The organism is Streptomyces sp. NPDC018045, assembly GCF_044327445.1.
Taxonomy (GTDB): Bacteria; Actinomycetota; Actinomycetes; order Streptomycetales; family Streptomycetaceae; genus Streptomyces.
Window position 1 is genome coordinate 192,671 of record NZ_JBIRFL010000002.1, and the last position, 20,114, is coordinate 212,784.

A 20,114-nucleotide genomic window follows, 5' to 3' on the forward strand; every position below is an offset into this window, starting at 1 on the left:
TCCCCGGCCAAAGATTCCCCGGCATCCCTTCCTACGCGTTCGTACGCGTGCGCACCGCCGCGTACCTCTTGCCCAGGGGCCGGTCGCCTGCTCCTATGGCCATCGGGGGGTGATGGGTATGAGTGACATCCGTCCTGAGCCCGGAGCGTACGAGGGAAAGCAGGAGACGCGGTACGCGAGCGACCCGGACCGGCTGTTCCTGCCGCCGGACGACGACCTCGCCCCGAACCGTCCGGGGGAGGCCCTGCGGGTCCGCCTCGCCGAGCAGCCGCGCGCCAGGGCGGCCCTGTGGTGTGCCCGCCTGCTCGGCCGGCGCCCGCCCCAGGACGCGTGGCGCCGCCGGCTCCTCGGCGAACAGGCCGTCGGCACGGCCCTGGACCTCCTGACGGCGGGCGGCTGGTACGTGATCCACTCCGTCCCCCTGCCGCCCGCGGCGGTCATCGGGCACCTGCTCATCGGGCCCGGCGGCGTGCTGTGCGTGGACACCCACGACGTACGCGGGGCCCGGGTGCGGGTGGCGGAGGACGGCGTGCGCAGCAGCCGCGGGCACGAGTCGTGGCCGTACGTCCGCGAGAGCAGGCAGCACGCCCGGCGTGCCGCGTATGTGCTGACCCGCGGCTGCCGGTTCCGCGTCGAGGTGCGGCCGGTGCTGGCGTTCGTGGGCGCGGTGGACGTGCGGCTCGATCCGGCCCTGCGGGACGTACGGGTGATCCGCGACGAGCGCGAGGTGCCCCAGCTCGGACGGCTCGGCGGGGTGCTCGCCCCCGACCGGGTCGAACGCGTCTACACGGTCGCCCGCAACCGCCGTACCTGGCTACGGGCCTGACGCAAGGTTCGCAGCCGAGGGCCCCCGGCCGGCAGGGGCGATCCCGGTCGGCCGAGGGACCCCGGCCGCGTGCGGCCGAAGGCCCCCCGACCACATCAGGCCGTCGGGCCCCCGACCACATCAGACCGTCGGGCCCCCAGCAGCGTGTGGCGGAAGGCCCCGGCCACATCAGGCCATCGGCTCCCCGGGCGTGTGGACGGCCCGGCGGACGGCGCCGCGGAGCCAGTGGTGCGCTCCGTCAGCGGCGTGCCGGGGGTGCCAGGCCATGCCGATGGTCACCGGCGGCAGTGGCACCGGAACGTCGAGGAGGTGCAGGCCGAGAGCGGTGGCGGCATCGGTGAAGGGCGACGGGGCGGCGCCGGGAAGCGCGGTGGGCACGAGGCAGACCACATCGCTGCGGGCGGCGAGGGACATCGCGGCCACGTGACTGGGCAGGACGGCGACCACTCGCCGGTGGAGATTCCGCTCGGCCAGGGCGGTGTCCAGGGGACCGGTGAACCGCCCGCGGCGGCTGACCGCGATGTGTTCGGCGGCAGCGAGCCGGGCCGGGGTCAGTCGGCCTTCGGTCAGGGAGTGGCCGGGCCGGACGGCCGCCATCATCCGGAGGACGACCAGTTCTTCGACCCGGGTCTCGGGGTCGATGTGGTCGATGGCTCCGATCTCCAGGTCGATCCGCCCGTCGCGGAGGGCTGGTCCGGCCTCCAGCTCTTCGGCCCGGAACCGCAACGCGACCTCCGGCGCCTCCTCCCGGACCAGCCGCAGCAGCCCGGGGGCCAGCGCCGCGCCGACCAGGTCGGCGGCCTGGAGGGTGAAGGTGGTGCGCAGGGTGGCGGGGTCGACGGAGGTGCCCGGGGTGAGCAGGGCCCGCAGGTGGCGCACCGCTGTGGCGGCCTCGTCGCGCAGGGCCTGGGCACGGGGGGTGGGGACCATGCTCTGTCCGGCCCGTACCAGGAGGGGGTCCTGGAGGATGCGGCGGAGGCGGGCGAGCGTGCGGCTCATGGCGGCGGGCGAGGTGTGCAGGCGCGCGGCGGCGCGGGTGACGCTCTGCTCCGTCAGCAGGGCGTCCAGCGCCACGGCGAGGTTGGCGTCGATGACCGGGTCCGGGCTGTTCACCAGCGTAATTCCATTTCAGGCAATGATCCCTTGCTGACATTCCCATTGTGGCAACACCTGGCCCTCCGCAGGATGGAGACGTGCCGATCCGGTACCGCTCACACGGTCTTCGCGACCGTCATCACCTGCCACTTCGGAGGACCCGCCATGTCCGCAGTCGACACCGCCCCGCCGGTCACCGCCTTCCTGCTCATCAAGACCATGCCCGAGTGGCTCGCCATGACCCCGCACGAGCGGGTGCACGCCCTGGACACCGAGATCATGTCCGCGGTCAAGGCCAAGACCACCGGCGTCCGGTCGCGTTTCTACGACACGGAGTTCTACTCCGCCCGCGTCACCGACGTCTGGGTCTGGGAAGCCGACGACCACAACGCGTACCAGCTCCTCATCGACGCGCTGCGGGAAACCCCCTTCTGGGACCGCTACTTCGAGGTGGTCGACATCCTCGTCGGCACCGAGAACGGCTACGCCCGCACCTACGACGTCGCCCCGGTCGCGACCGTCAGCACCTGAGGCACCGCGCGATCCGCGCGTCGCCCATGAGGCACCGCGCGATCCGCGCCGTGCCGATGCCCTCCGGATCGAAACGGCCGGAGGGCATCGGCACGGTCACCGGCCGCCGGCAAGCGGCTCCAGCCGCGCCCGCAGAGCCGGGTGGTCGGCGACGACCGTGCACGAACCGGGCGCGATCTCCGTGAAACCGGCATCGCGGACCACCGGCAGGCCGCCGCGCGCCAGCCGCTCCCACCGGTGCGCCGGGGCGGGCCGCACCGACAGCGGGAAACCGGCCTCGCACCAGGCATCGCGTTCGGCCGCGGACAGGTCCCACCACGCCAGTTGCGCGCCGTGCCCCGCCTGGGCCATCGCCTTGCCCGCCGACATGTCCAGTTCGGGGTTGAGCCAGAGCACCGGGCTGTCGGGGTCGGGCGCGGCCGGTGTCCGCGGGTCGTCGAGGTCGGTCCCGGACACCTGGAGCCGGGCCAGGTCCTTGGGCCAGCCGTCCAACGGGACCGGCGGGAAGACGCGGACCTCGGCGCTCCCGCCGTGCACCGTGATGCCCGGCAGCGCCTCGGCGCGCCGCCACTCCGCGCCGCGGGCCCGGCGCACGACCTTGCGGATCCGGGCGTCCTCCCAGTTCCGTACGGCTGCCGCCCATACGCCGTCGCCCGTCGCCCGCTCGTCCGAGAGCAGGGTCAGCACGGCCCGCGCCGCGGTCTCCAACGCGTCCGTGCGGGTGGGCGGTTCGGCCCGCTCGATCCGTACGACGAGGGGGAGGGCGTACTGCGGGGCGAGGTCGCGGTCGGTCTCCGCGGGGCGGGGCGCGTCGGCCGCGGCGTCGGTCGGATCGCCGGGTCCGGCGGGATCGGTGCTGGTCACACGGACCAGTGTGCCAGCCGCCCGGAACGCCACCGCCCGGCGGCCGCCTTGGCGGAACGGAACATTCCGGGAGATCATCCTCCTTATGCACAGCGACCTCTTCGCCTCCGAGAACGTCGTCACGCCGGCCTCCGCGCCCGGCATGACCCTGCAGAACGCCAAGTCGATCAAGTACGCCGTGGACGGCGAGTGCTTCGCGCGCCAGGGCTCGATGGTCGCCTACCGCGGCGACCTGCAGTTCGAGAAGCAGGGGCAGGGCGTCGGCAAGTTCCTCAAGCGGGCCGTGACCGGCGAGGGCCTGGCCCTGATGGCCGTGCGCGGCCGCGGTGAGGTCTGGTTCGCGCACGAGGCCGCCAACTGCTTCATCGTCGACCTCGCCCCCGGCGACGGCATCACGATCAACGGCCGCAACGTGCTGTGCTTCGACCCGTCCCTGTCCTACGAGATCTCCACCGTCAAGGGCGCGGGGATGACCGGCGGCGGCCTGTTCAACTCCGTCTTCACCGGCCACGGCAGGCTGGGCCTGGTGTGCGAGGGCAACCCCATCGTCATCCCCGTCTCGCCGCAGGCCCCGGTGTTCGTCGACACCGACGCGGTGGTCGGGTGGACCGCGTCGCTGCAGACCTCGCTGCACCGTTCGCAGAGCCTCGGTTCGATGCTGCGCGGCGGTTCCGGCGAGGCCGTACAACTGCAACTGGACGGCGAGGGCTTCGTGATCGTACGGCCCAGCGAACTGCGCCCCGAGCGGACGGCCGGGAACTGACGGCGACGGCCACGGGCGGGACCGCGGGAGCGACGACCAGGATGACGGCCGGGGGGCCGATGAGGCTGGACGGAGTCGGGCGGCGCTACGGAGCGCGGGGCCCGTGGGTGCTGCGGAACATCGACCTCGACCTGCCGCGGCGGTCGCTGGTACGGGTCGAAGGCCACAACGGCAGCGGCAAATCGACGCTGCTGCGGATCCTGGCCGGGATCGACGCCCCCAGCAGGGGCCGGATCACCGGGCGCCCGCGCAGCGCGTACGTACCCGAACGCTTCCCGTCCGTCCTCCCGTTCACCGCCGTCGGCTACCTCACCCACCTCGGGCGGATCCACGGCCTGCGCGGCCCCGAGGCGGCCCGCCGCGGCACGGACTGGCTCGAACGTTTCGGCGCCGGCGACCACGCCCGGACGCCGCTCGCCGAGCTGTCCAAGGGCACCAGCCAGAAGGTCGCGCTGACCCAGGCCCTGCTGGCAGAGCCGGAACTGCTCGTCCTCGACGAAGCCTGGACGGGCCTGGACCCGGCGGCACGCGACGTCCTCGACCGGGCCGTGACCGAACGCGTCGCGGCGGGCGGCACGGTCGTCTTCGTCGACCACGACCCGCGGCGCCTGGCGGACGCGGCCGACGCACGGTACCGCGTCACCGGCGACGGCCTGCACCGGCTCCCGGCGGGGGCGGAGCCGGACGCGGGGCCGGGGTGGGCGGGGCCGGACGCGGTCCCGACGGGGTACGGAACGCTGCCGTCCGGCCCCACGGTGCTCATCGAGGCGCAGGCGCCCGCCTATCGCACCGCGCCTGCGTCCCGCCCCGCGCCCGGCCTCTTCGCTCTGCCCGGTCTCGCGGACCTGCCGGGTACGCCGCATGTCGCTCCGGGCCCGGACGGTACGGCGGTCCGGCTGACGGTCGCGGCCGCCCACTCCGACGCGCTGCTGCGTGCGCTGCTCGCGGCGCGCCCGCCCTGGCACATCCGTACGGTCACCCCGACACCGTCCGTACGCCCGCAACCGTCGGCAGCGCTGGCACCACCAGCACCCTTCTCAACACCGTCACCCCTGGCACCGCCCACCGGTCCGCCCGCCACCGGCCCGGTCCCCGACGAAAACCGGTACCCGTGATTCCGCTCCTGCGCTACCACTTCACCCTGCTCCTGCGGTCGCACCGCTGGCTGCCGCCGGGCCTCCTGTACGCCGCCCTGCTCGCCGTGGGTGTACAGAGCGGCGGGCCGATCCTCGACTCGTACGGCGTCGCCGCGTTCGGGCTGCTGCCCCTCGCCGCGTGGCTGTGCCGGATCTGCGTCACCAACGAGCCGCCCGCCGCGCGCTCCTGCGCGGCGGCGGCAGCCGGCCCCGGCAAGGCCCACCTCGCCTGCGTACTGACGGGGGGCCTGGCGGCGACGTTCCTGGCGCTCGTCGGCACGGCGTACGTCTCGCTCGTCGCCGATCCGCACGCCTCCGACCACCGGACCGCCGTGCCCGTGCTCGCCGCCGCGGGCGCCGGGCTGTCGGCCGCACTGGTCTGCGTCCTGCTCGGCACCGCCGTCGGCGCGCTCTGCAACTGGCCGGTGCTGCGCCGCACCGGGTGGTCGACCGTGTCCGGACTGCTCGCCGCGGTCCTGTTGCTGATCGCGGGCGCCTCACCCGCGAACGCCGCCGTCTCCGGCCTGGTCACCGGCTCCGCCGACGGAACGATCACCATGCCCTGGCTGCCCCTGCTCGCCGGCGTGCTGATCGCGGCCACCGCCATGGCCGTGGCCTGCCGCCTCAGCTCCCGCCGTAGCTGACGGGAGCGGGCCGGGGGCGGGTCCGTCGACGCGGCCGGGCCCCGGGTCCGCCGACGCGGGTCGTACGGCCGTGACCGTGCCCGTACGGCCGTGACTGCGTTTCTGCCGCCGGTATCGCTCTCACCGCCTCCGGCCCATACGCAGCGCCGATCGCCCCGCGCGTAGGATCGGCCGTATGCCGGGCACCGACGAAGCGCAGACCAGCCGTACGGCCGACGAGGCGGGCGGCCCGCCCTTCGCGGACTGTGTGCACTGCGGGGAGGCCACCGAATACCCCGCCGACCGGCCCGGTGCGCTGCTGTGCCCGCACTGCGAGTGGCTGGAGGCCCAGCGCTCGGCCTGCTCCGGTTAGACCGGCCTGCTCCGGTTGGACCGGCCTGTTCCGGTTGGACCGGCCTGTTCCGGTCGGTTACGCCCTGCCCCGGTCGGTCCGATCTGCCCCGGCTCAGTCCTCCCAGGGCCCGGTGACCGCGAACGTCGTGCCGGGTGTGTAGCAGTTGACGTACATCGTGCGATGGTCGGGGGAAAAGGTGACCCCCGCGAACTCGCCCCACGCCGGTTTCTCCGGTGTGCCGATGTTCTGCCGGCCGCGTGCCACCGGATACACCGCGCCGCGCCGGGTCAGGCCGTACACGTGCTGGGCACCGTCCCCGTCCTCGCAGACCATGAGCCCGCCGCCGGGGGCCAGGCAGATGTTGTCGGGGGACTCGCCGGGCAGGTGTATGTCGCTGCCGGCGCCGAAGACGACCACGAGCGTGAGACGGCGCGCGCCCGGGTCGTACCGCCACACCTGGCCGTGGTGGTCGGCGGCCGAACCGTCCGCGCTCCGCGCGAAACTGGAGACGAAGTAGACGCCGGAGCCGCCCCAGTAGCAGCCCTCCAGCTTCTGGGCGTGGGTGATGCCGCGCGGCCCGAAGTCCTGGAAGCGGATGGGGGTCTGCCGCGCGAGCGGGTCGGGGACGTCCACCCACTCCACGTGGCGGAAGCTGGTGCCGGTCTCCTGGATGGTGGAGAGGTCGCCGACGCCCGGTACGCGCAGCGCCTGGAGCCGGCCGCCGGCCCGCAGGGAGCCCCGGCCGCCCAGCGGCTTCGCGGGCCGGAACCGGTAGAAGAGGCCGAACGGCTTGTCGAAGGCGTCCTCGGTCTCGTAGACCGTGCCGGTCCCCGGGTCGACGGCTACGGCCTCGTGCGGGAAGCGGCCCATGGCGGTCAGCGGTACGGCGCCGGTGCGGCGCGGATCGTACGGGTCGACCTCGAAGATGAAGCCGTGGTCCTTGGTGTACCCGTCCTCGCCCGCCCGCAGTTCGGTCTCCTCGCAGGTGAGCCAGGTGTGCCACGGGGTGGGGCCGCCCGCGCAGTTGGTGGAGGTGCCGGCGACGGCGACGCGCTCGGACCGGACGCGGTGGTGCCGGTCCAGTTCCAGTGCCGTGCAGCCGCCCTCGCCCGCCGGGTCGTAGGTCAGCCCTTCGACGGTGGGGACGGGGCCCCGCGACCCGGCCCGGTTCTCGTGGTTGCGGACGAGATGGACGCGGCCGTGCCGGCCGGGGAAGGCTGCCATACCGTCGTGGTTGCCCGGTATTCGGCCCTCGCCGGAGGGCAGCGGGGCGCCCTCGCGGGACAGTACCCGGTACCGGAACCCCTCGGGCAGGTCGAGCAGACCCGCCGGGTCGGGTATCAGGGGGCCGTAACCGTGCCGGCCCGCGCCCCGTGCGGCGGCGGTTCCGGCGAAGATCTCGGGAATGCTGCCGGCGAAGGCGATCGATACGCCCAGCGCACCGGTTCTTGCCAGGACCTGACGACGTGTCGCGGACATGGGCAACTCCCTGCTGGCGGACAGGTGATGTGACCCGCATGTGTGTACCACGCACGTCGGCGGCCGGGAACCGGCCGCGCGCGGTCCGGCAACCGCCGCGCCGACGGGGCGCCGCGCCCGCGTCCGCACCACGCCCGCCGGAACGCCTCGCCCGGAACGCCCCGCCCGGTGCCGGTCCCGTGCCGGTCCCGCGCCCGCATCGCGCCCTTTCGGAACGCCCCGCCCGGCGGAGCCCCGTGCCGGATCCGCGCCGGTCCCGCGCCCCGGCCCCTACCCCTCCACCAGCGGCTTGGCGTCGCGGGCCAGCGCCGTGAGCCGGGAGATCGCGCGGAAGTACTTCTTCCGGTAGCCGCCCTTGAGCATGTCCTCGCTGAACAGCGCGTCGAACGGCTTGCCCGCCGCCACCACCGGCACCTCGCGGTCGTACAGCCGGTCCGCGAGGACGACCAGGCGCAGCGCGGTGGACTGGTCCGGCACCGCCTGCACATCGGTCAGGCAGACGGCGGTGATGCCGTCGCACATCGCCCCGTACCGGCTGGGGTGCACCTTCGAGAGGTGCTCCAGCAGGGACGGGAAGTCGTCGAGCGAGGCGCCGGGGGTGCGGTGGGCGGCGCGGGTGACGGCCGCGTCGTCGAACGGGGGCGGCGCCGCGGGCAGTCCGCGGTGGCGGTAGTCCTCGCCGTCGATGCGCAGCGGCCGGAAGTGGGCGCTCAGACCCTGGATCTCGCGCAGGAAGTCCGCCGCCGCGAAGCGGCCCTCGCCCAGCTTGCCGGGCAGCGTGTTGGAGGTGGCGGCGAGCGCGACGCCCGCCTCGACCAGCCGGCTCAGCAGGCTGGAGACGAGTACGGTGTCACCGGGGTCGTCCAGTTCGAACTCGTCGATACACAGCAGGCGGTGGCCGCTGAGCGTCTGCACGGTCTGCTGGAAACCGAGCGCGCCGACCAGGTTCGTCAGCTCCACGAAGGTGCCGAACGCCTTGAGCGCGGGCTCGGCGGGGGTCGCGTGCCAGAGGGAGGCCAGCAGGTGCGTCTTGCCGACGCCGTATCCGCCGTCCAGGTAGACGCCGCGCGGACCCGAGGGGGCCGCCGTCTTCTTGGCGCTCCGGCCGAACCAGCGCCGCTTGCCGCCCCCGGACGGGTCCGTGCCGCCGCCGATGCTCCCGGCGAAGCCGCTCAGGGCCGCCACGGCCGCGGCCTGGCTGGGCTGGTTCGGGTCCGGGATGTACGTCTCGAAGCGCGCGCTCTGGAAGCGCGGCGGCGGAACCATCTCCGCCACCAGGCGGTCGGCGGGGACGTGCGGCTCGCGCGCGGTGAGCGCGGCGGGGGCCGCTCCGGTCCCGTCGGCCGGCGGTCCGGCTATGGGGGAGGACTGAGGTGACGAGGGCTGGGAAGGCGACACAGCCGTCCAGCCTAGTCGCTGTGCGCGAGGACTCCGCCGGGTGAGCGAGGCATGTCACACTGCCGCCTATGCGACGCCTGTTTCCCCTTCCCGACCCGCACGTACCGTCCGGCGATTTCCCGGGCGGTTCGGACGACGAGAATTCCGCCGCGGTCGCGTCCGCCCTCGCGGCGGAACCGGGCGCCATTGCCGGCACCGCGACGGGAACCGACGCCGGAGCCGATTCCGGCGCCTCGGATTCCGGTTCCGGTTCCGCTGTTTCCGGTCCTGCGGGCTCATCCGATTCCGGTACGGCCGGGGCCGGCCATTCCGCTGCGACGGACCCGGCCGAATCCCGCACGGGCGGCGGCGCATCCCGTGCGGGCGGCTCCCGCGATTCCCGCACGGCCGGGTCCAGCGATTACCGCACGGCCGGTCCCGGCGGTTCCCGCACGGCCGGTTCCGCCGATTTCACCGACCGCCGGTGGAGCCTGGACGAACTGGCCGACGCCTACGCGTATCCCCGCGTCGACGAGGGGACGGGCTGGCTCCGCGCGAACATGGTCTCCTCGCTGGACGGCGCGGCCCACCACGAAGGCCGCTCGCAGCCGCTCTCCAGTGACGCGGACATGAGGATCTTCGGCGTACTGCGCGGCCTCGCGGACGTGGTGGTCGTCGGCGCCGAGACCGTACGCAAGGAGGGCTACCGCCCGGCCCGCGCCCGCGAGGCGTTCGCGGCGCGCCGGGCCGCCGCCGGGCAGGCGCCCGCCCCCGCCATCGCGGTGGTCACCGCCAGTCTGGACCTGGACTTCACGCAGCCGCTGTTCACCGAGCCGCTGGTGCCGACGGTCGTGGTGACCGGCGCGGGGGCCGACGACGACCGGGTGCGGGACGCGCGCAAGGCCGGTGCCGAGGTCGTCTTCGCCGGCGAGGGGGCCGCCGTCGACCCGTCGCGGGTGGTCGGCGCGCTCGCCGCGCGGGGGCTGACCAGGTTGCTGACGGAGGGCGGGCCACGGCTCCTGGGTCAGTTCGCCGGAAGCGGGGCACTCGACGAGTTGTGCCTCTCGCTGGCACCGCTGGTGGTCGCCGGTGACGCGTCCCGCATCATGAACGCGCCGGTGACGACCGTTCCGGAGACATTCGTACTCGCGTCCGTACTGGAGGAGGCCGGCTTCCTGTTCACCCGTTACCGTCGGTCCTGAACAAAGGGCGGAATTATTCGTTCCGCTTAGCTTCCGCTGGGCACACTAAAGGCCAACAGGCCCCGTGTGGCGACGGGGCAGGATGGTTTCTGTCGGTCTGCTCACCGGGCGGGCCGCGAGAGATGAGAAGAAGGGCGTCCGCCGTGTTCACGAGCGTATTGATGATCGAGAAGCCCCTGACGCCCGCCGACGTGGAGTTCGTCACCACACTGCACGGCGACGACCAGGTCTCCTTCGTCGTCCTCATGCAGCCGCGCGGCAATCAGGACCGCCTGCTCAGGGCCATCGACGATGTCGCGCTGGGCGAGTTCGAGGAGGCCGTGCGGGAAGGTGACGAGCCGGAGGGCGCGCAGGCGGAGCCGCCCGCCGGGCGCGCCCTGTCCTACACCCTCCACGCCCTGCGCACCGCGGGCGCGGAGGCGATCGGGCAGGTCGTCGAGGACCATCCGCTGGACCTGCTGCGGTCGGTCGTCGACGAGACCGGCGCCGACGAGGTGATCGTGCTGACCGCCCCGCACTTCGTCGAGGAGTTCTTCCACCGCGACTGGGCCTCCCGGGCCCGGCACAAGGTCGGCGTGCCCGTACTCAAGCTCTTCTCGCACGCCGCCGACGACCCGGCCCAGGACGTGGCGCACAACCCGGGCAAGGGCCCGGCTAACGGCTCCGGAGCGGATCCCGCCGGGAGCTGAGCCGCCCGTCCAGCATCTCCGCGACCGCGTCCACCGCGTCCAGGTGGGCGCGGTCGTGCGTGACCAGGACCGTCGCGGTGGCGCGCTGGTGCGTGAGCGTGATGAGCAGGTCCAGGACCACGGCGCCGCGCTCGTGGTCCAGCGCGCTGGTCGGCTCGTCGACGAGCAGGACGGCGGGCTCGTTCATCAGCGCCCTGGCGATGTTGACCCGCTGCCGCTGGCCGCCCGAGAGCTGGTGCGGACGGCGCGCCGCCTGGTCGGCCAGACCGACCGCGTCGAGCAGTTCCAGGGCCCGGCCGTACGCCGCGCGCGGCGTACGGCCGTCCAGGTGGGCCATCACCTGCAACTGCTCCGCCGCCGTCAGCGACGGAAGCAGGTTCGGCTGCTGGAAGACCATGCCGATCCGGGTACGGCGCAGCGCGGTCAGCTCGGCCCGGCTCAGTCCGGCGGTGTCCGTGCCGTCGATCACCACCCGCCCGCCGTCCGGGCCGATCAGCGTCGCGGCCACCGCCAGCAGACTGGACTTGCCGGACCCCGAGGGCCCGACCACGGCGGTCACGGACCCCGGCGGCACGGTCAGGCTCACGTCGTCGAGTGCGGTGAGACGGCCGGCGCCGTCCGGGTAGGTGAGCGTGACGCCGGTCAGGCCGAGACCGGTGGACGGCGGGGGTCCGGAGGCCGGATGGGGCTCGTGGCGGGGCCGCGTGCGGCTCCGTGTGCGGTGGTGTGTGAGGGAGGGGTTCGCATTCATGGGGTCCGTCGCTGGGTAGAGGGTTCCGGGGGAAAAGAGGCTCGGGGAAAGGGTTCGGGAAGAAGTGCGTGCGGTCATTCGAGTGCTGTACGGGGCCGGACTTTCGCCATTTCCGGGGCCGGATCGGGGCGGGACATCCGGGCGGGCCGAACTCGCGCCCGTAGTCGCGTGCCGTACCGATCCGCGGAGGGGAAAACGGGCCAGGAACAGGAGCAGTCCGTGCGGACCGGACCGGAGAAAAGGGGAAGCGCGGCTTCCTTCCGGATACCGTCCGGCCGGGAAATGGTCGTACTGCCCAGCCCGGGAATCCGGATACCGTCCGGTCCGGAATCCGCGGAAACGGGACGAGAGAGCCCGGAATCCGCAGCGGGACGCCGGGCAGTCCGCCCCGGAATGCGGACGGTCCGGCCGGGGGTGCGGTCGGTCCGGCCGGGGGTGCGGACGGTCCGGCCATGGTGCCCCGGGCTCACCGTGCGCTCCCCAGCGCGGTCAGCGGATCGACGGCGGTGATACGGCGGATCGACAGCGCGGCGCCGACGGCCCCCAGCGCGATCATGACCAGGGCCGGGACCAGGACCGTGGCCGGGTCCAGGACGAACGGCACGGTGCCCCCGACGGCCGCGCCGGCCGATGCCGCGAGCGCGGTGCCCGCACCCGTACCGATCACCAGCAGGACGACCGCCTGGCCGAGCGCGTCGCGCAGCAGGTAGCGGGTGGGCGCGCCGAGCGCCTTGAGCACGGCGACGTCGCCGCTGCGCTGGATCGTCCAGACCGTGAAGAACGCGCCGATGACCAGCGCCGATATGGCGAAGAGGAAGCCGCGCATGAGTTGCAGCGAGCCGTTTTCCGCGGTGTAGGAGCCGATGGCGCGCAGCGCGTCGCCGGTCGTGACGGTACGGGTACCGAGCCGGCGGTCGGCGGCGGCCAGACCGGCGTCCGACGAGGTGCTGAGGGCGACGACCGTGGCCGTCTCCGCCCCGCCCGTCCCGGCCCGGCCCGGGGCAGCCCCCGCGCCACCGCCGGAGCCCCCGGACGCTGCGGAACCACCGCTTCCGGCCTCGGAGCCACCGTTCGCGGTCCCCGGACCACCGCTTCCGGCTCCGGCCCCTCCGGAACGCGCGCCGCCCGACAGCGCCGCCCAGTCGTCCAGCGACGTCCAGACCACCGGCGTGTGGCTGTACATCGCCTCGCCCGCCACCGCCGCGGCCGTCAGGGTCCGCCCGTTCAGCGTGAAGCTGCCTCCGGCCCGTACGCCCAGCTCGTCGGCGGCCTTCGCGGACAGCACCGCCGAGCCGTCCGCGATCCGCCGGGCCTCGGGCGCCAGGTGTGAGCCGGGCCGTACCCCGAAGGCGGACAGTGCGGCGGTGCGCTGTCCCGGGCCGGCGCCCGCCGTGGCCTTGGCCGTACCGATGCCCAGCGGCTCCGCCGACCTGACGCCCGGCGCTCCGGCCCAGCCCTCCCAGGTCCGCTTCGCGACGTGTGAGTCGGTGAACGAGACATCGTCACCGCCGTCGGCGGGCGCGGCGAAGGCGAGGCGGTCGGCGGGCAGCGAGGTGATCGCCGAGGTGTTCTCCCGGCCCAGGCCCGCCGTCAGGCCGGACAGCAGCCCCACCAGCACCGTGATCAGCACGATCACGGTGCCCATCAGGGCGAACCGGCCCTTGGCGAATCTCAGGTCTCTCCAGGCGACGAACACGGGGCTTCGGCCATCCTTCCGACGGGTGCCGGGCCGGTGCCCGGCGGCTGCGTCCACCGTCGCCGGGGAAGGGGGCGCCGGGCATCGCGCCCCGGAGTGGTTCGCCGGAATCGAAAGGCCGGGTCCGCCCTCCACCTTTTGATTGATGCCGGCCCGGGGCCGGGCGCCTAGCCTGGAAGGGCTGTGACTCCCCACTCCCTGACCCCCGCCCTGCGGGTGCTGCGCGTCTGCCTGCACCTGATGGTGGCCGCACTGCTGGCGCTCGCCGCCGTACGGGCCGTGGCCGACCACAGTCCGGACGCGCCCGCCGTCGTCGGCACCGCCGTCCTGCTGCTCGCCGTGTACGCCGTCGGCCCCACGCTGCCGCCGGTCCGCACCTCCACGGTGGCAGCGGCTCTCTGGCTCGCCGCCGTCATGGCGGTGTGGGCCGTCCTGCTCGCCCTCACGCCCCTCGGGGTCTGGCTCGCCTTCCCGCTCTTCTTCGTACAGCTCCACCTGCTGCCGCTGCGCTGGGCGCTGCCCGCGGTCCTGATCACCACCCTCGTCGCGATCGGCGGGTTCGGCTGGCACACCCACACGCTCACCGTCGGTACGGTCGTCGGCCCCGCGCTGGGCGCGGCGGTCGCGGTCGCCGTCGTCCTCGGCTACCAAGCCCTGTACCGGGAGAGCGAACAGCGCCGCCGCCTCATCGAGGAGCTGACCGCCGCCCGCAGCGAGCTGGCGGCCGCCGAGCACGCCGCCGGGGTGCTCGCCGAGCGGGAGCGGCTCGCCCGCGAGATCCACGACACCCTCGCGCAGGGGCTCTCCAGCATCCAGCTCCTGCTGCGGGCCGCGGAACGGGCCCTGCCGCGGCGGCCGGACACCGCCGCCGCGCTCGGGCACGTCCAGCAGGCCCGGCAGGCCGCCGTCGACAACCTCGCCGAGGCCCGCCGTTTCGTCCGGGCGCTCAGCCCGCCCGACCTGGAGGCCGGGTCGCTGCCCGCCGCCCTGGAACGGCTGTGCGCCACCACCGCCCGCTCCTCCGGCCTGGCCGTGCACTGCCAGGTCTCCGGCGCGCCCGTGGAACTGCCCACCCCGCACGAGGTCGCGCTGCTGCGCATCGCCCAGTCCGCGCTGGCCAACGCCGTCCAGCACGCGCACGCGGGCCGCGCCGAGCTGACCCTCTCCTACATGGACACCGAGGTCGCCCTCGACGTGGTCGACGACGGCACGGGCTTCGCGCCCGAAGCGGTCCCGCCCCCGGGCTCCGGCGCCGCCGCGGGCACCGGGTTCGGGCTGGCCGCGATGCGCGCCCGCGCCCGCGCGCTGCACGGCACGCTGGCCGTGGAGTCCGCGCCCGGCGAGGGAACGGCGGTCGCCGTCACCCTGCCGTACCGGGAACCGGCCGCCGCCCAGGCCCCCGACCCCACCACGCAGCCCGCCGACGCCCCGCCCGGACAGGCCACCGCGTGACGCCCCGCCTCAAGACGACCACCGTCTCCCGCCACCACCCCGACCGAAATAGCTGAGCGATGCTTCCTCTGTCCGGCCCCCGCCCCGCCGCCATCGGCCTCCTCCTGGCCGACGACCACCCGGTCGTACGGGCCGGGCTGCGCGCCGTCCTGGAGACCGAGCCGGACTTCGCGGTCGTCGCGGACGTCCCCACGGCCGAGGAGGCCGTCGACCGGGCCGCCCGGCCGGACGTCGACGTGGTCCTGATGGACCTCCAGTTCGGCGGCCGAATGCTCGGCTCGCAGGCCACCGCCGCCATCACCGCACGCGACGGAGCCCCGCGCGTCCTGGTCCTGACCACGTACGACACCGACGCGGACATCCTCGCCGCCATCGAGGCCGGCGCCACCGGCTACCTCCTCAAGGACGCGCCGCCCGAGGAGCTGGCCGCCGCCGTCCGTACCGCCGCGGCCGGCAAGTCGGCCCTCGCGCCGACCATCGCCCTGCGCCTGATGGACCGGATGCGCGCCCCCGCCACGGCTCTGTCCCGGCGCGAGACCGAGGTGCTCCAGCTCGTCGCCGACGGCCTGTCCAACGCCTCGATCAGCAAGCGGCTCTTCCTCAGCCAGGCCACGGTCAAGTCCCACCTGGTGCACATCTACGCGAAGCTGGGCGTCGACTCCCGTACGTCGGCGGTCGCCGCGGCCACCGCACGCGGCCTGATCCGCCGCTGAGCCGGGGCCGGGGCCCGCCCGGCACCGGCTGTCGGTGCCGGGTGCGAGAATCGTGGCCGTACGGACGTAGAGATCGACGAGCAGGAGACTGACGCATGGCACCGTCCCCGGGCATCCCCGACGCGATGGACCGACCGCACTTCATCGGCATCGGCGGCGCCGGGATGTCCGGCATTGCGAAGATCCTCGCCCGGCGCGGCGCCCGGGTCGCGGGCAGCGACGCCAAGGAGACGGCGACCGTCCGCGCCCTGCGCGACTCCGGCGCCACGGTCCACATCGGCCACGCCGCCGCGCATCTGGCCGAGGACGCCACCAGCGTCGTCGTCTCCTCCGCGATCCGCGACGACAATCCGGAGCTGGCCGCCGCCCGTGAGCGCGGCATCCCCGTCGTGCACCGCTCCGACGCGCTGGCCGCCCTCATGGACGGCCTGCGCCCGATCGCCGTGGCCGGCACCCACGGCAAGACGACCACCACCTCCATGCTGGCCGTCTCCCTGGCCTCCCTCGGCCTGTCCCCGTCGTACGCGATCGGCGGCGATCTGGACGCCCCCGGTTCCAACGCCGAGCACGGCAGCGGCGAGATCTTCGTGGCGGAGGCGGACGAGAGCGACCGCAGCTTCCACAAGTACGCGCCCGAGGTCGCCATCGTCCTCAACGTCGAGCTGGACCACCACGCCAACTACGCGTCGATGGACGAGATCTACGAGTCCTTCGAGACGTTCGCCGCCCGGATCCGCCCCGGCGGCACCCTCGTCGTCTCCGCCGACCACCCGGGCGCCCGCGAGCTGACCTCGCGCCTGTCCGGCCGCCTCGACATCGAGATCGTCACCTACGGCGAGGCCGAGGACGCCGACGTACGGGTCCACAAGATCAACCAGCGCGGGCTGACCAGCGAGGTCACCGTCGTCCTGGCCACCGGCAAGGTCCTCACCTTCACCGTCTCGGTGCCCGGCCGGCACTACGCCCTCAACGCCGTCGCGGCCCTCGCCGCCGGCACCGCGCTCGGCCTCCCGCCGCACAACCTGGCCTCCGCGCTCGGCACGTACACCGGCGTCAAGCGCCGCCTCCAGCTCCAGGGCGAGGCGGCCGGCGTCCAGGTCATCGACTCCTACGCGCACCACCCCACCGAGATGACCGCCGACCTGGAGGCCATCCGCGGCGCCGCCACCGGCTCCCGCGTCCTGGTCGTCTTCCAGCCGCATCTCTTCTCGCGCACCCAGGAGCTGGGCAAGGAGATGGGCGAGGCGCTCACCCTCGCCGACGCCTCCGTGGTGCTGGACATCTATCCGGCCCGTGAGGACCCGCTCCCGGGGGTCACCAGCGCTCTGATCATCGAAGCGGCCCAGGCCAAGGGTGCCCGGGTGACCGCCGAATCCGACATGTCCGCGATTCCCGAGGTGGTGGCAGGAATGGCGGAGCCCGGCGACCTTGTTCTCACCATGGGCGCGGGTGACGTGACCGAACTCGGCCCGCAGATCCTCGCGCGCCTGCAGAGCCGATAGGAAGCAGAGGGACTCATGCCGTACGAGATCGACAAGCCGGACGAGCAGTGGCGCGCCGAGCTGACCCCGCAGGAGTACCAGGTCCTGCGCCAGGGCGGCACGGAGCCCGCGTTCGTCGGTGAGTACACCGACACGAAGACGGCGGGCGTCTACTCCTGCCGCGCCTGCGGTGCCGAACTGTTCCGCTCGGAGACGAAGTTCGAGAGCCACTGCGGCTGGCCGTCCTTCTACGACCCGAAGGACAGCGACGCCGTGGAACTCCTCCAGGACCGCTCGCACGGCATGGTCCGCACGGAGGTCCGCTGCGCCCGCTGCGGCTCCCACCTCGGCCACGTCTTCGAGGGCGAGGGCTATCCGACCCCGACCGACCAGCGTTACTGCATCAACTCCATCTCGGTGCGGCTGACGGCGGACGGGAGCTGACCCGGGGCCGCCGGGCCCGGCGCGGAGCCGGGCCGGCGGCCGTACGGCGGGCGGCCCCGTCAGAACTGCGGCGCCCGCGCCACCGCCGGAAGGATCTGCACGAGCTGCCCCGGAGCCGCCTTGCGGCGGCGCCATTCGCGCGGGTAGCCCAGGGACACCTCCACATGCGGGATGCCGTCCACCTCGATGGTGCGCGGTATGTGCAGATGGCCGTAGACGACACTGGCGGCGCGGAAGCGGCGCGGCCAGTCGGCGGTGGCCTCGGTACCGCACCACAGGGCGAACTCCGGGTGCCACAGCGGCTCGGTGGGCTCGCGGACGATCGGCCAGTGGTTGACCAGCACCGTGGGCAGGTCCCCGGGAATCTCGGCGAGCCGGGCCTCGGTGGCCGCCACCCGGGCCCGGCACCACGCCTCTCTGGTCGGGTACGGGTCCGGGTGCAGGAAGAACTCGTCCGTGCAGACCACCCCGGCCTCCTCGGCGACCGCCAGCGCCGCCTCCTTGGTGTGGGTACCGGGCGGGCGGAAGGTGTAGTCGTACAGCGCGAAGAGCGGGGCGATCACGGCCGGGCCGCCCTCGCCCTCCCAGACCGGGTAGGGGTCCTCGGGCGTCAGGACACCCAGCTCCCGGCAGATCTCCACCAGGTGCTCGTAGCGCCGGACACCGCGCAACTGCACGGGGTCGTTGGACGGGGTCCACAGCTCGTGGTTGCCCGGCACCCAGATCACCTTGGCGAAGCGGCTGCTGAGCACGGTCAGCGCCCAGCGGATGTCCGCGACGTACTCACCGATGTCCCCGGCCACCAGCAGCCAGTCGGCGTCCGAGGCGGGCCGCAGCCGCTCGACGATCGCGCGGTTGTCCTCGTAGCGGATGTGCAGGTCGCTGATGGCCATCAGCCTGCCGGGCGCGACCGCTTCCCGGTCGGTCGCGGCGGTGCGGTCTCCTTCGGAGCATGGGATCTGCATGAGCCGACGGTAGGACAGGAGGCCGGGGCGTGGACACGCCGGGGGGTGGGCTGTTGGACACATCCGGGCGGGGAGCCCGGCCGTCAGGGCCGTTCCGGCGGGGCGTCGCCGCCGCGCCGGACGCGGGTGGCCAGCCACAGGTCGAAGCGGTCGTCGGGGTCGTCGAGCCGGCGCCCGGTCAGGGCCATCGCCTTGTCGAGCCGGTTGCGTACGGTGTGCCGGTGCACGCCGAGGCGGCGGCTGGTCGCGTCCCACGCGCCGCCGGTCTCCAGCCAGGCCGCCAGCGTCGTCAGCAACTCCTCGCCGTGCTCGGCGAGATCGAGCGGGCCGAGTACGGCGTCGGCGTAGCCGTGCAGCGTACGGCGGTCGCCGAGGTCGAGCAGCAGGCGGCTGGCCGCGCTCTGCCGGGCCTCCTCGGGCACCCCGCTCGCCCGGCTGACGCCCAGCAGCCCCGCCGCCTGCCGCAGCGAGACCCGGACCGCGTCCGGCGGGGTGAGCGGGCCGATGCCGGCGGGGCGGCGCGGCGCGAACCGGCCGAGCACGTCCCGCACGTCCAGCCCCGCGCCCACCACGGCCTCGACGAGCCCGCTGTCCGCGACCCGGACCAGGCCGCCGGGCACGGCCAGCGCCAGGTCGGCGGCGATGTCGTGCGGCCCGCTGTCCGCCGGGCCGGCGGCCGGGGGTTCGACGACGACGCCGCGTACCCGGTCGTCGTGGAGCCCGGCGGCGGCGAGGATGCCCCGGGCCCGGCCCGCGGGCCCCTCCGCGTCGGACAGCAGCTCCGAGAGCAGCGCCGACCGGCGGCGCCGCTCCGGCTCGTCCATCAGGTGGCGGCGCTCCAGCTCCAGGGAGAGCAGCGAGACCAGGCCGGGGACCACGGCGCGGGCGGCCGCGTCCGGGCTGCCGGTGAGCAGCAGCAGGCCGCGCAGCCGCCGCGCGCCGAGCGGCTGCACCTCCATCTGGCGGCCGCCGGCCGTGCTGGACGCGCTGCCGCGCAGGCCGCGTGCGGCGACCCGCTCGACGAGGTCATGTGCCGCTGCCGGGGGCGGGGTCCGCTGTCCGCCGCCCGTGGCGAGCAGCCGCCCGAGCGGGTCGAGGACCGCCGCGCCGACGCCGGTGGCGGCGGTCCACTCCTCCAGCATCGGCTGGAGCCCGCTGTCCGTCGCCGCCGCGGTGAGCCGCCGCTGCGTCGCGAAGGCCCGGTGGAGCACCGCGCGCTGCTCGTCGGCGCGCGCGTCGAACACCGCCTTGGTGACCGCGATGAACGGCACGTCGTCGGGCACCGTGAGCAGCGGCAGGCCCGCTTCGCGCGCCGCGTCGACCAGCGGCGCGGGGGCCTCCTGGTACGGGAGTCCGGTGCCGAGTCCGAGCGCGAGGCAGGCCGCGCCGCCCTCGGTCACGTCGCGCACATACGCCCGGCAGGCCGCCGGTTCCATCGGCAGCACCAGGCCGATCGTCATCAGCAGTTCGCCGCCCTGGAGCCACTTTCCCGGGTGCAGCAGGTCGGAGACGGTCGCGGCCTCGACCGGGCGGTCCAGCGGCCCGGCCGGGACGTCGTAGGTCACCGACAGGTTCAGCTCGGGCCGGGCGAGGAGGTCGGCGATACGCAGGGGCATGGACACAGTGTCTAACAGGTGGAGTCCCGGTGGACGGTCGGGACAGTGCGGGGCTG

General features: G+C 74.3%; 20 protein-coding genes. 12 read left to right on the forward strand and 8 right to left on the reverse strand.

Annotated elements, in window-relative coordinates:
* The first annotated feature begins 118 nt into the window (after positions 1-118).
* The gene (locus ACH4EB_RS04795) at positions 119-826 is read left to right on the forward strand and encodes a nuclease-related domain-containing protein (protein ID WP_398345880.1); all 708 of its coding nucleotides are present in this window, start codon (positions 119-121) and stop codon (positions 824-826) included.
* Positions 827-994: 168 nt separating this feature from the next.
* On the opposite strand, the gene ACH4EB_RS04800 is transcribed toward ACH4EB_RS04795, so the two are convergent.
* Positions 995-1,939 carry a LysR family transcriptional regulator gene (locus tag ACH4EB_RS04800; protein WP_398345881.1) on the reverse strand — a complete coding sequence of 315 codons (945 nt, stop codon included), beginning with the start codon at positions 1,937-1,939 and terminating at the stop codon, positions 995-997.
* Positions 1,940-2,086: 147 nt separating this feature from the next.
* On the opposite strand from ACH4EB_RS04800, the gene ACH4EB_RS04805 reads away from it, so the two are divergent.
* Positions 2,087-2,452, forward strand: coding sequence for a darcynin family protein (locus ACH4EB_RS04805; RefSeq protein WP_398345882.1), 366 nt, complete (start codon positions 2,087-2,089; stop codon positions 2,450-2,452).
* Between the two features lie 96 nt (positions 2,453-2,548).
* Here ACH4EB_RS04805 and ACH4EB_RS04810 read toward each other — a convergent pair whose 3' ends face one another.
* The gene (locus ACH4EB_RS04810) at positions 2,549-3,316 is read right to left on the reverse strand and encodes a peptidyl-tRNA hydrolase (RefSeq protein ID WP_398345883.1); all 768 of its coding nucleotides are present in this window, start codon (positions 3,314-3,316) and stop codon (positions 2,549-2,551) included.
* 85 nt (positions 3,317-3,401) lie between these two features.
* On the opposite strand from ACH4EB_RS04810, the gene ACH4EB_RS04815 reads away from it, so the two are divergent.
* The 4 genes from ACH4EB_RS04815 to ACH4EB_RS04830 all read left to right on the forward strand — a co-directional run bounded on the left by ACH4EB_RS04815 (position 3,402) and on the right by ACH4EB_RS04830 (position 6,211).
* The gene (locus tag ACH4EB_RS04815) at positions 3,402-4,079 is read left to right on the forward strand and encodes an AIM24 family protein (RefSeq protein WP_398345884.1); all 678 of its coding nucleotides are present in this window, start codon (positions 3,402-3,404) and stop codon (positions 4,077-4,079) included.
* 59 nt (positions 4,080-4,138) lie between these two features.
* The gene (locus ACH4EB_RS04820; RefSeq protein ID WP_398345885.1) at positions 4,139-5,194 is read left to right on the forward strand and encodes an ATP-binding cassette domain-containing protein; all 1,056 of its coding nucleotides are present in this window, start codon (positions 4,139-4,141) and stop codon (positions 5,192-5,194) included.
* The gene (locus ACH4EB_RS04825; protein WP_398345886.1) at positions 5,191-5,859 is read left to right on the forward strand and encodes an ABC transporter; all 669 of its coding nucleotides are present in this window, start codon (positions 5,191-5,193) and stop codon (positions 5,857-5,859) included. Before ACH4EB_RS04820 ends, ACH4EB_RS04825 begins: the two co-directional genes overlap by 4 nt.
* Positions 5,860-6,034: 175 nt before the next feature.
* The gene (locus ACH4EB_RS04830; protein ID WP_398345887.1) at positions 6,035-6,211 is read left to right on the forward strand and encodes a hypothetical protein; all 177 of its coding nucleotides are present in this window, start codon (positions 6,035-6,037) and stop codon (positions 6,209-6,211) included.
* Positions 6,212-6,304: 93 nt separating this feature from the next.
* On the opposite strand, the gene ACH4EB_RS04835 is transcribed toward ACH4EB_RS04830, so the two are convergent.
* Together ACH4EB_RS04835 and zapE are read right to left on the reverse strand one after the other, a co-directional pair.
* A complete protein-coding gene (locus ACH4EB_RS04835; RefSeq protein WP_398345888.1) occupies positions 6,305-7,672 on the reverse strand; it encodes an alkaline phosphatase PhoX in 1,368 nt (455 codons plus the stop codon).
* 270 nt (positions 7,673-7,942) lie between these two features.
* Positions 7,943-9,070: a cell division protein ZapE gene (zapE, locus tag ACH4EB_RS04840; protein ID WP_398345889.1), complete on the reverse strand. Its 1,128-nt coding sequence runs from the start codon at positions 9,068-9,070 to the stop codon at positions 7,943-7,945.
* A gap of 470 nt (positions 9,071-9,540) precedes the next feature.
* On the opposite strand from zapE, the gene ACH4EB_RS04845 reads away from it, so the two are divergent.
* Both ACH4EB_RS04845 and ACH4EB_RS04850 read left to right on the forward strand, forming a co-directional pair.
* A complete protein-coding gene (locus ACH4EB_RS04845) occupies positions 9,541-10,251 on the forward strand; it encodes a pyrimidine reductase family protein (RefSeq protein ID WP_398346412.1) in 711 nt (236 codons plus the stop codon).
* 161 nt (positions 10,252-10,412) lie between these two features.
* On the forward strand, positions 10,413-10,940 hold the full coding sequence (locus tag ACH4EB_RS04850; protein ID WP_398345890.1) for an indole-3-glycerol phosphate synthase: 528 nt from the start codon (positions 10,413-10,415) through the stop codon (positions 10,938-10,940).
* On the opposite strand, the gene ACH4EB_RS04855 is transcribed toward ACH4EB_RS04850, so the two are convergent.
* Positions 10,906-11,691, reverse strand: a complete 786-nt coding sequence (locus ACH4EB_RS04855) for an ABC transporter ATP-binding protein (protein WP_398345891.1) — start codon at positions 11,689-11,691, stop codon at positions 10,906-10,908. The two genes, ACH4EB_RS04850 and ACH4EB_RS04855, sit on opposite strands and share 35 nt — an antisense overlap.
* A 466-nt stretch (positions 11,692-12,157) precedes the next feature.
* Positions 12,158-13,387: an ABC transporter permease gene (locus tag ACH4EB_RS04860; protein ID WP_398345892.1), complete on the reverse strand. Its 1,230-nt coding sequence runs from the start codon at positions 13,385-13,387 to the stop codon at positions 12,158-12,160.
* Between the two features lie 240 nt (positions 13,388-13,627).
* Here ACH4EB_RS04860 and ACH4EB_RS04865 point away from each other — a divergent pair, with 240 nt between their 5' ends.
* From ACH4EB_RS04865 to msrB, 4 genes are all read left to right on the forward strand, one after another.
* On the forward strand, positions 13,628-14,839 hold the full coding sequence (locus ACH4EB_RS04865; protein ID WP_398346413.1) for a sensor histidine kinase: 1,212 nt from the start codon (positions 13,628-13,630) through the stop codon (positions 14,837-14,839).
* Between the two features lie 59 nt (positions 14,840-14,898).
* Positions 14,899-15,552, forward strand: coding sequence for a response regulator (locus ACH4EB_RS04870; RefSeq protein ID WP_398345893.1), 654 nt, complete (start codon positions 14,899-14,901; stop codon positions 15,550-15,552).
* A 95-nt stretch (positions 15,553-15,647) separates the two neighbouring features.
* The gene (gene murC, locus ACH4EB_RS04875) at positions 15,648-17,054 is read left to right on the forward strand and encodes a UDP-N-acetylmuramate--L-alanine ligase (RefSeq protein WP_398345894.1); all 1,407 of its coding nucleotides are present in this window, start codon (positions 15,648-15,650) and stop codon (positions 17,052-17,054) included.
* A 15-nt stretch (positions 17,055-17,069) separates the two neighbouring features.
* Positions 17,070-17,477, forward strand: coding sequence for a peptide-methionine (R)-S-oxide reductase MsrB (gene msrB / locus ACH4EB_RS04880; RefSeq protein ID WP_398345895.1), 408 nt, complete (start codon positions 17,070-17,072; stop codon positions 17,475-17,477).
* 59 nt (positions 17,478-17,536) lie between these two features.
* Here msrB and ACH4EB_RS04885 read toward each other — a convergent pair whose 3' ends face one another.
* Together ACH4EB_RS04885 and ACH4EB_RS04890 are read right to left on the reverse strand one after the other, a co-directional pair.
* Positions 17,537-18,370, reverse strand: a complete 834-nt coding sequence (locus ACH4EB_RS04885; RefSeq protein WP_398346415.1) for a metallophosphoesterase family protein — start codon at positions 18,368-18,370, stop codon at positions 17,537-17,539.
* A 155-nt stretch (positions 18,371-18,525) separates the two neighbouring features.
* Positions 18,526-20,058 carry a PucR family transcriptional regulator gene (locus ACH4EB_RS04890; protein WP_398345896.1) on the reverse strand — a complete coding sequence of 511 codons (1,533 nt, stop codon included), beginning with the start codon at positions 20,056-20,058 and terminating at the stop codon, positions 18,526-18,528.
* Positions 20,059-20,114: the final 56 nt, after the last annotated feature.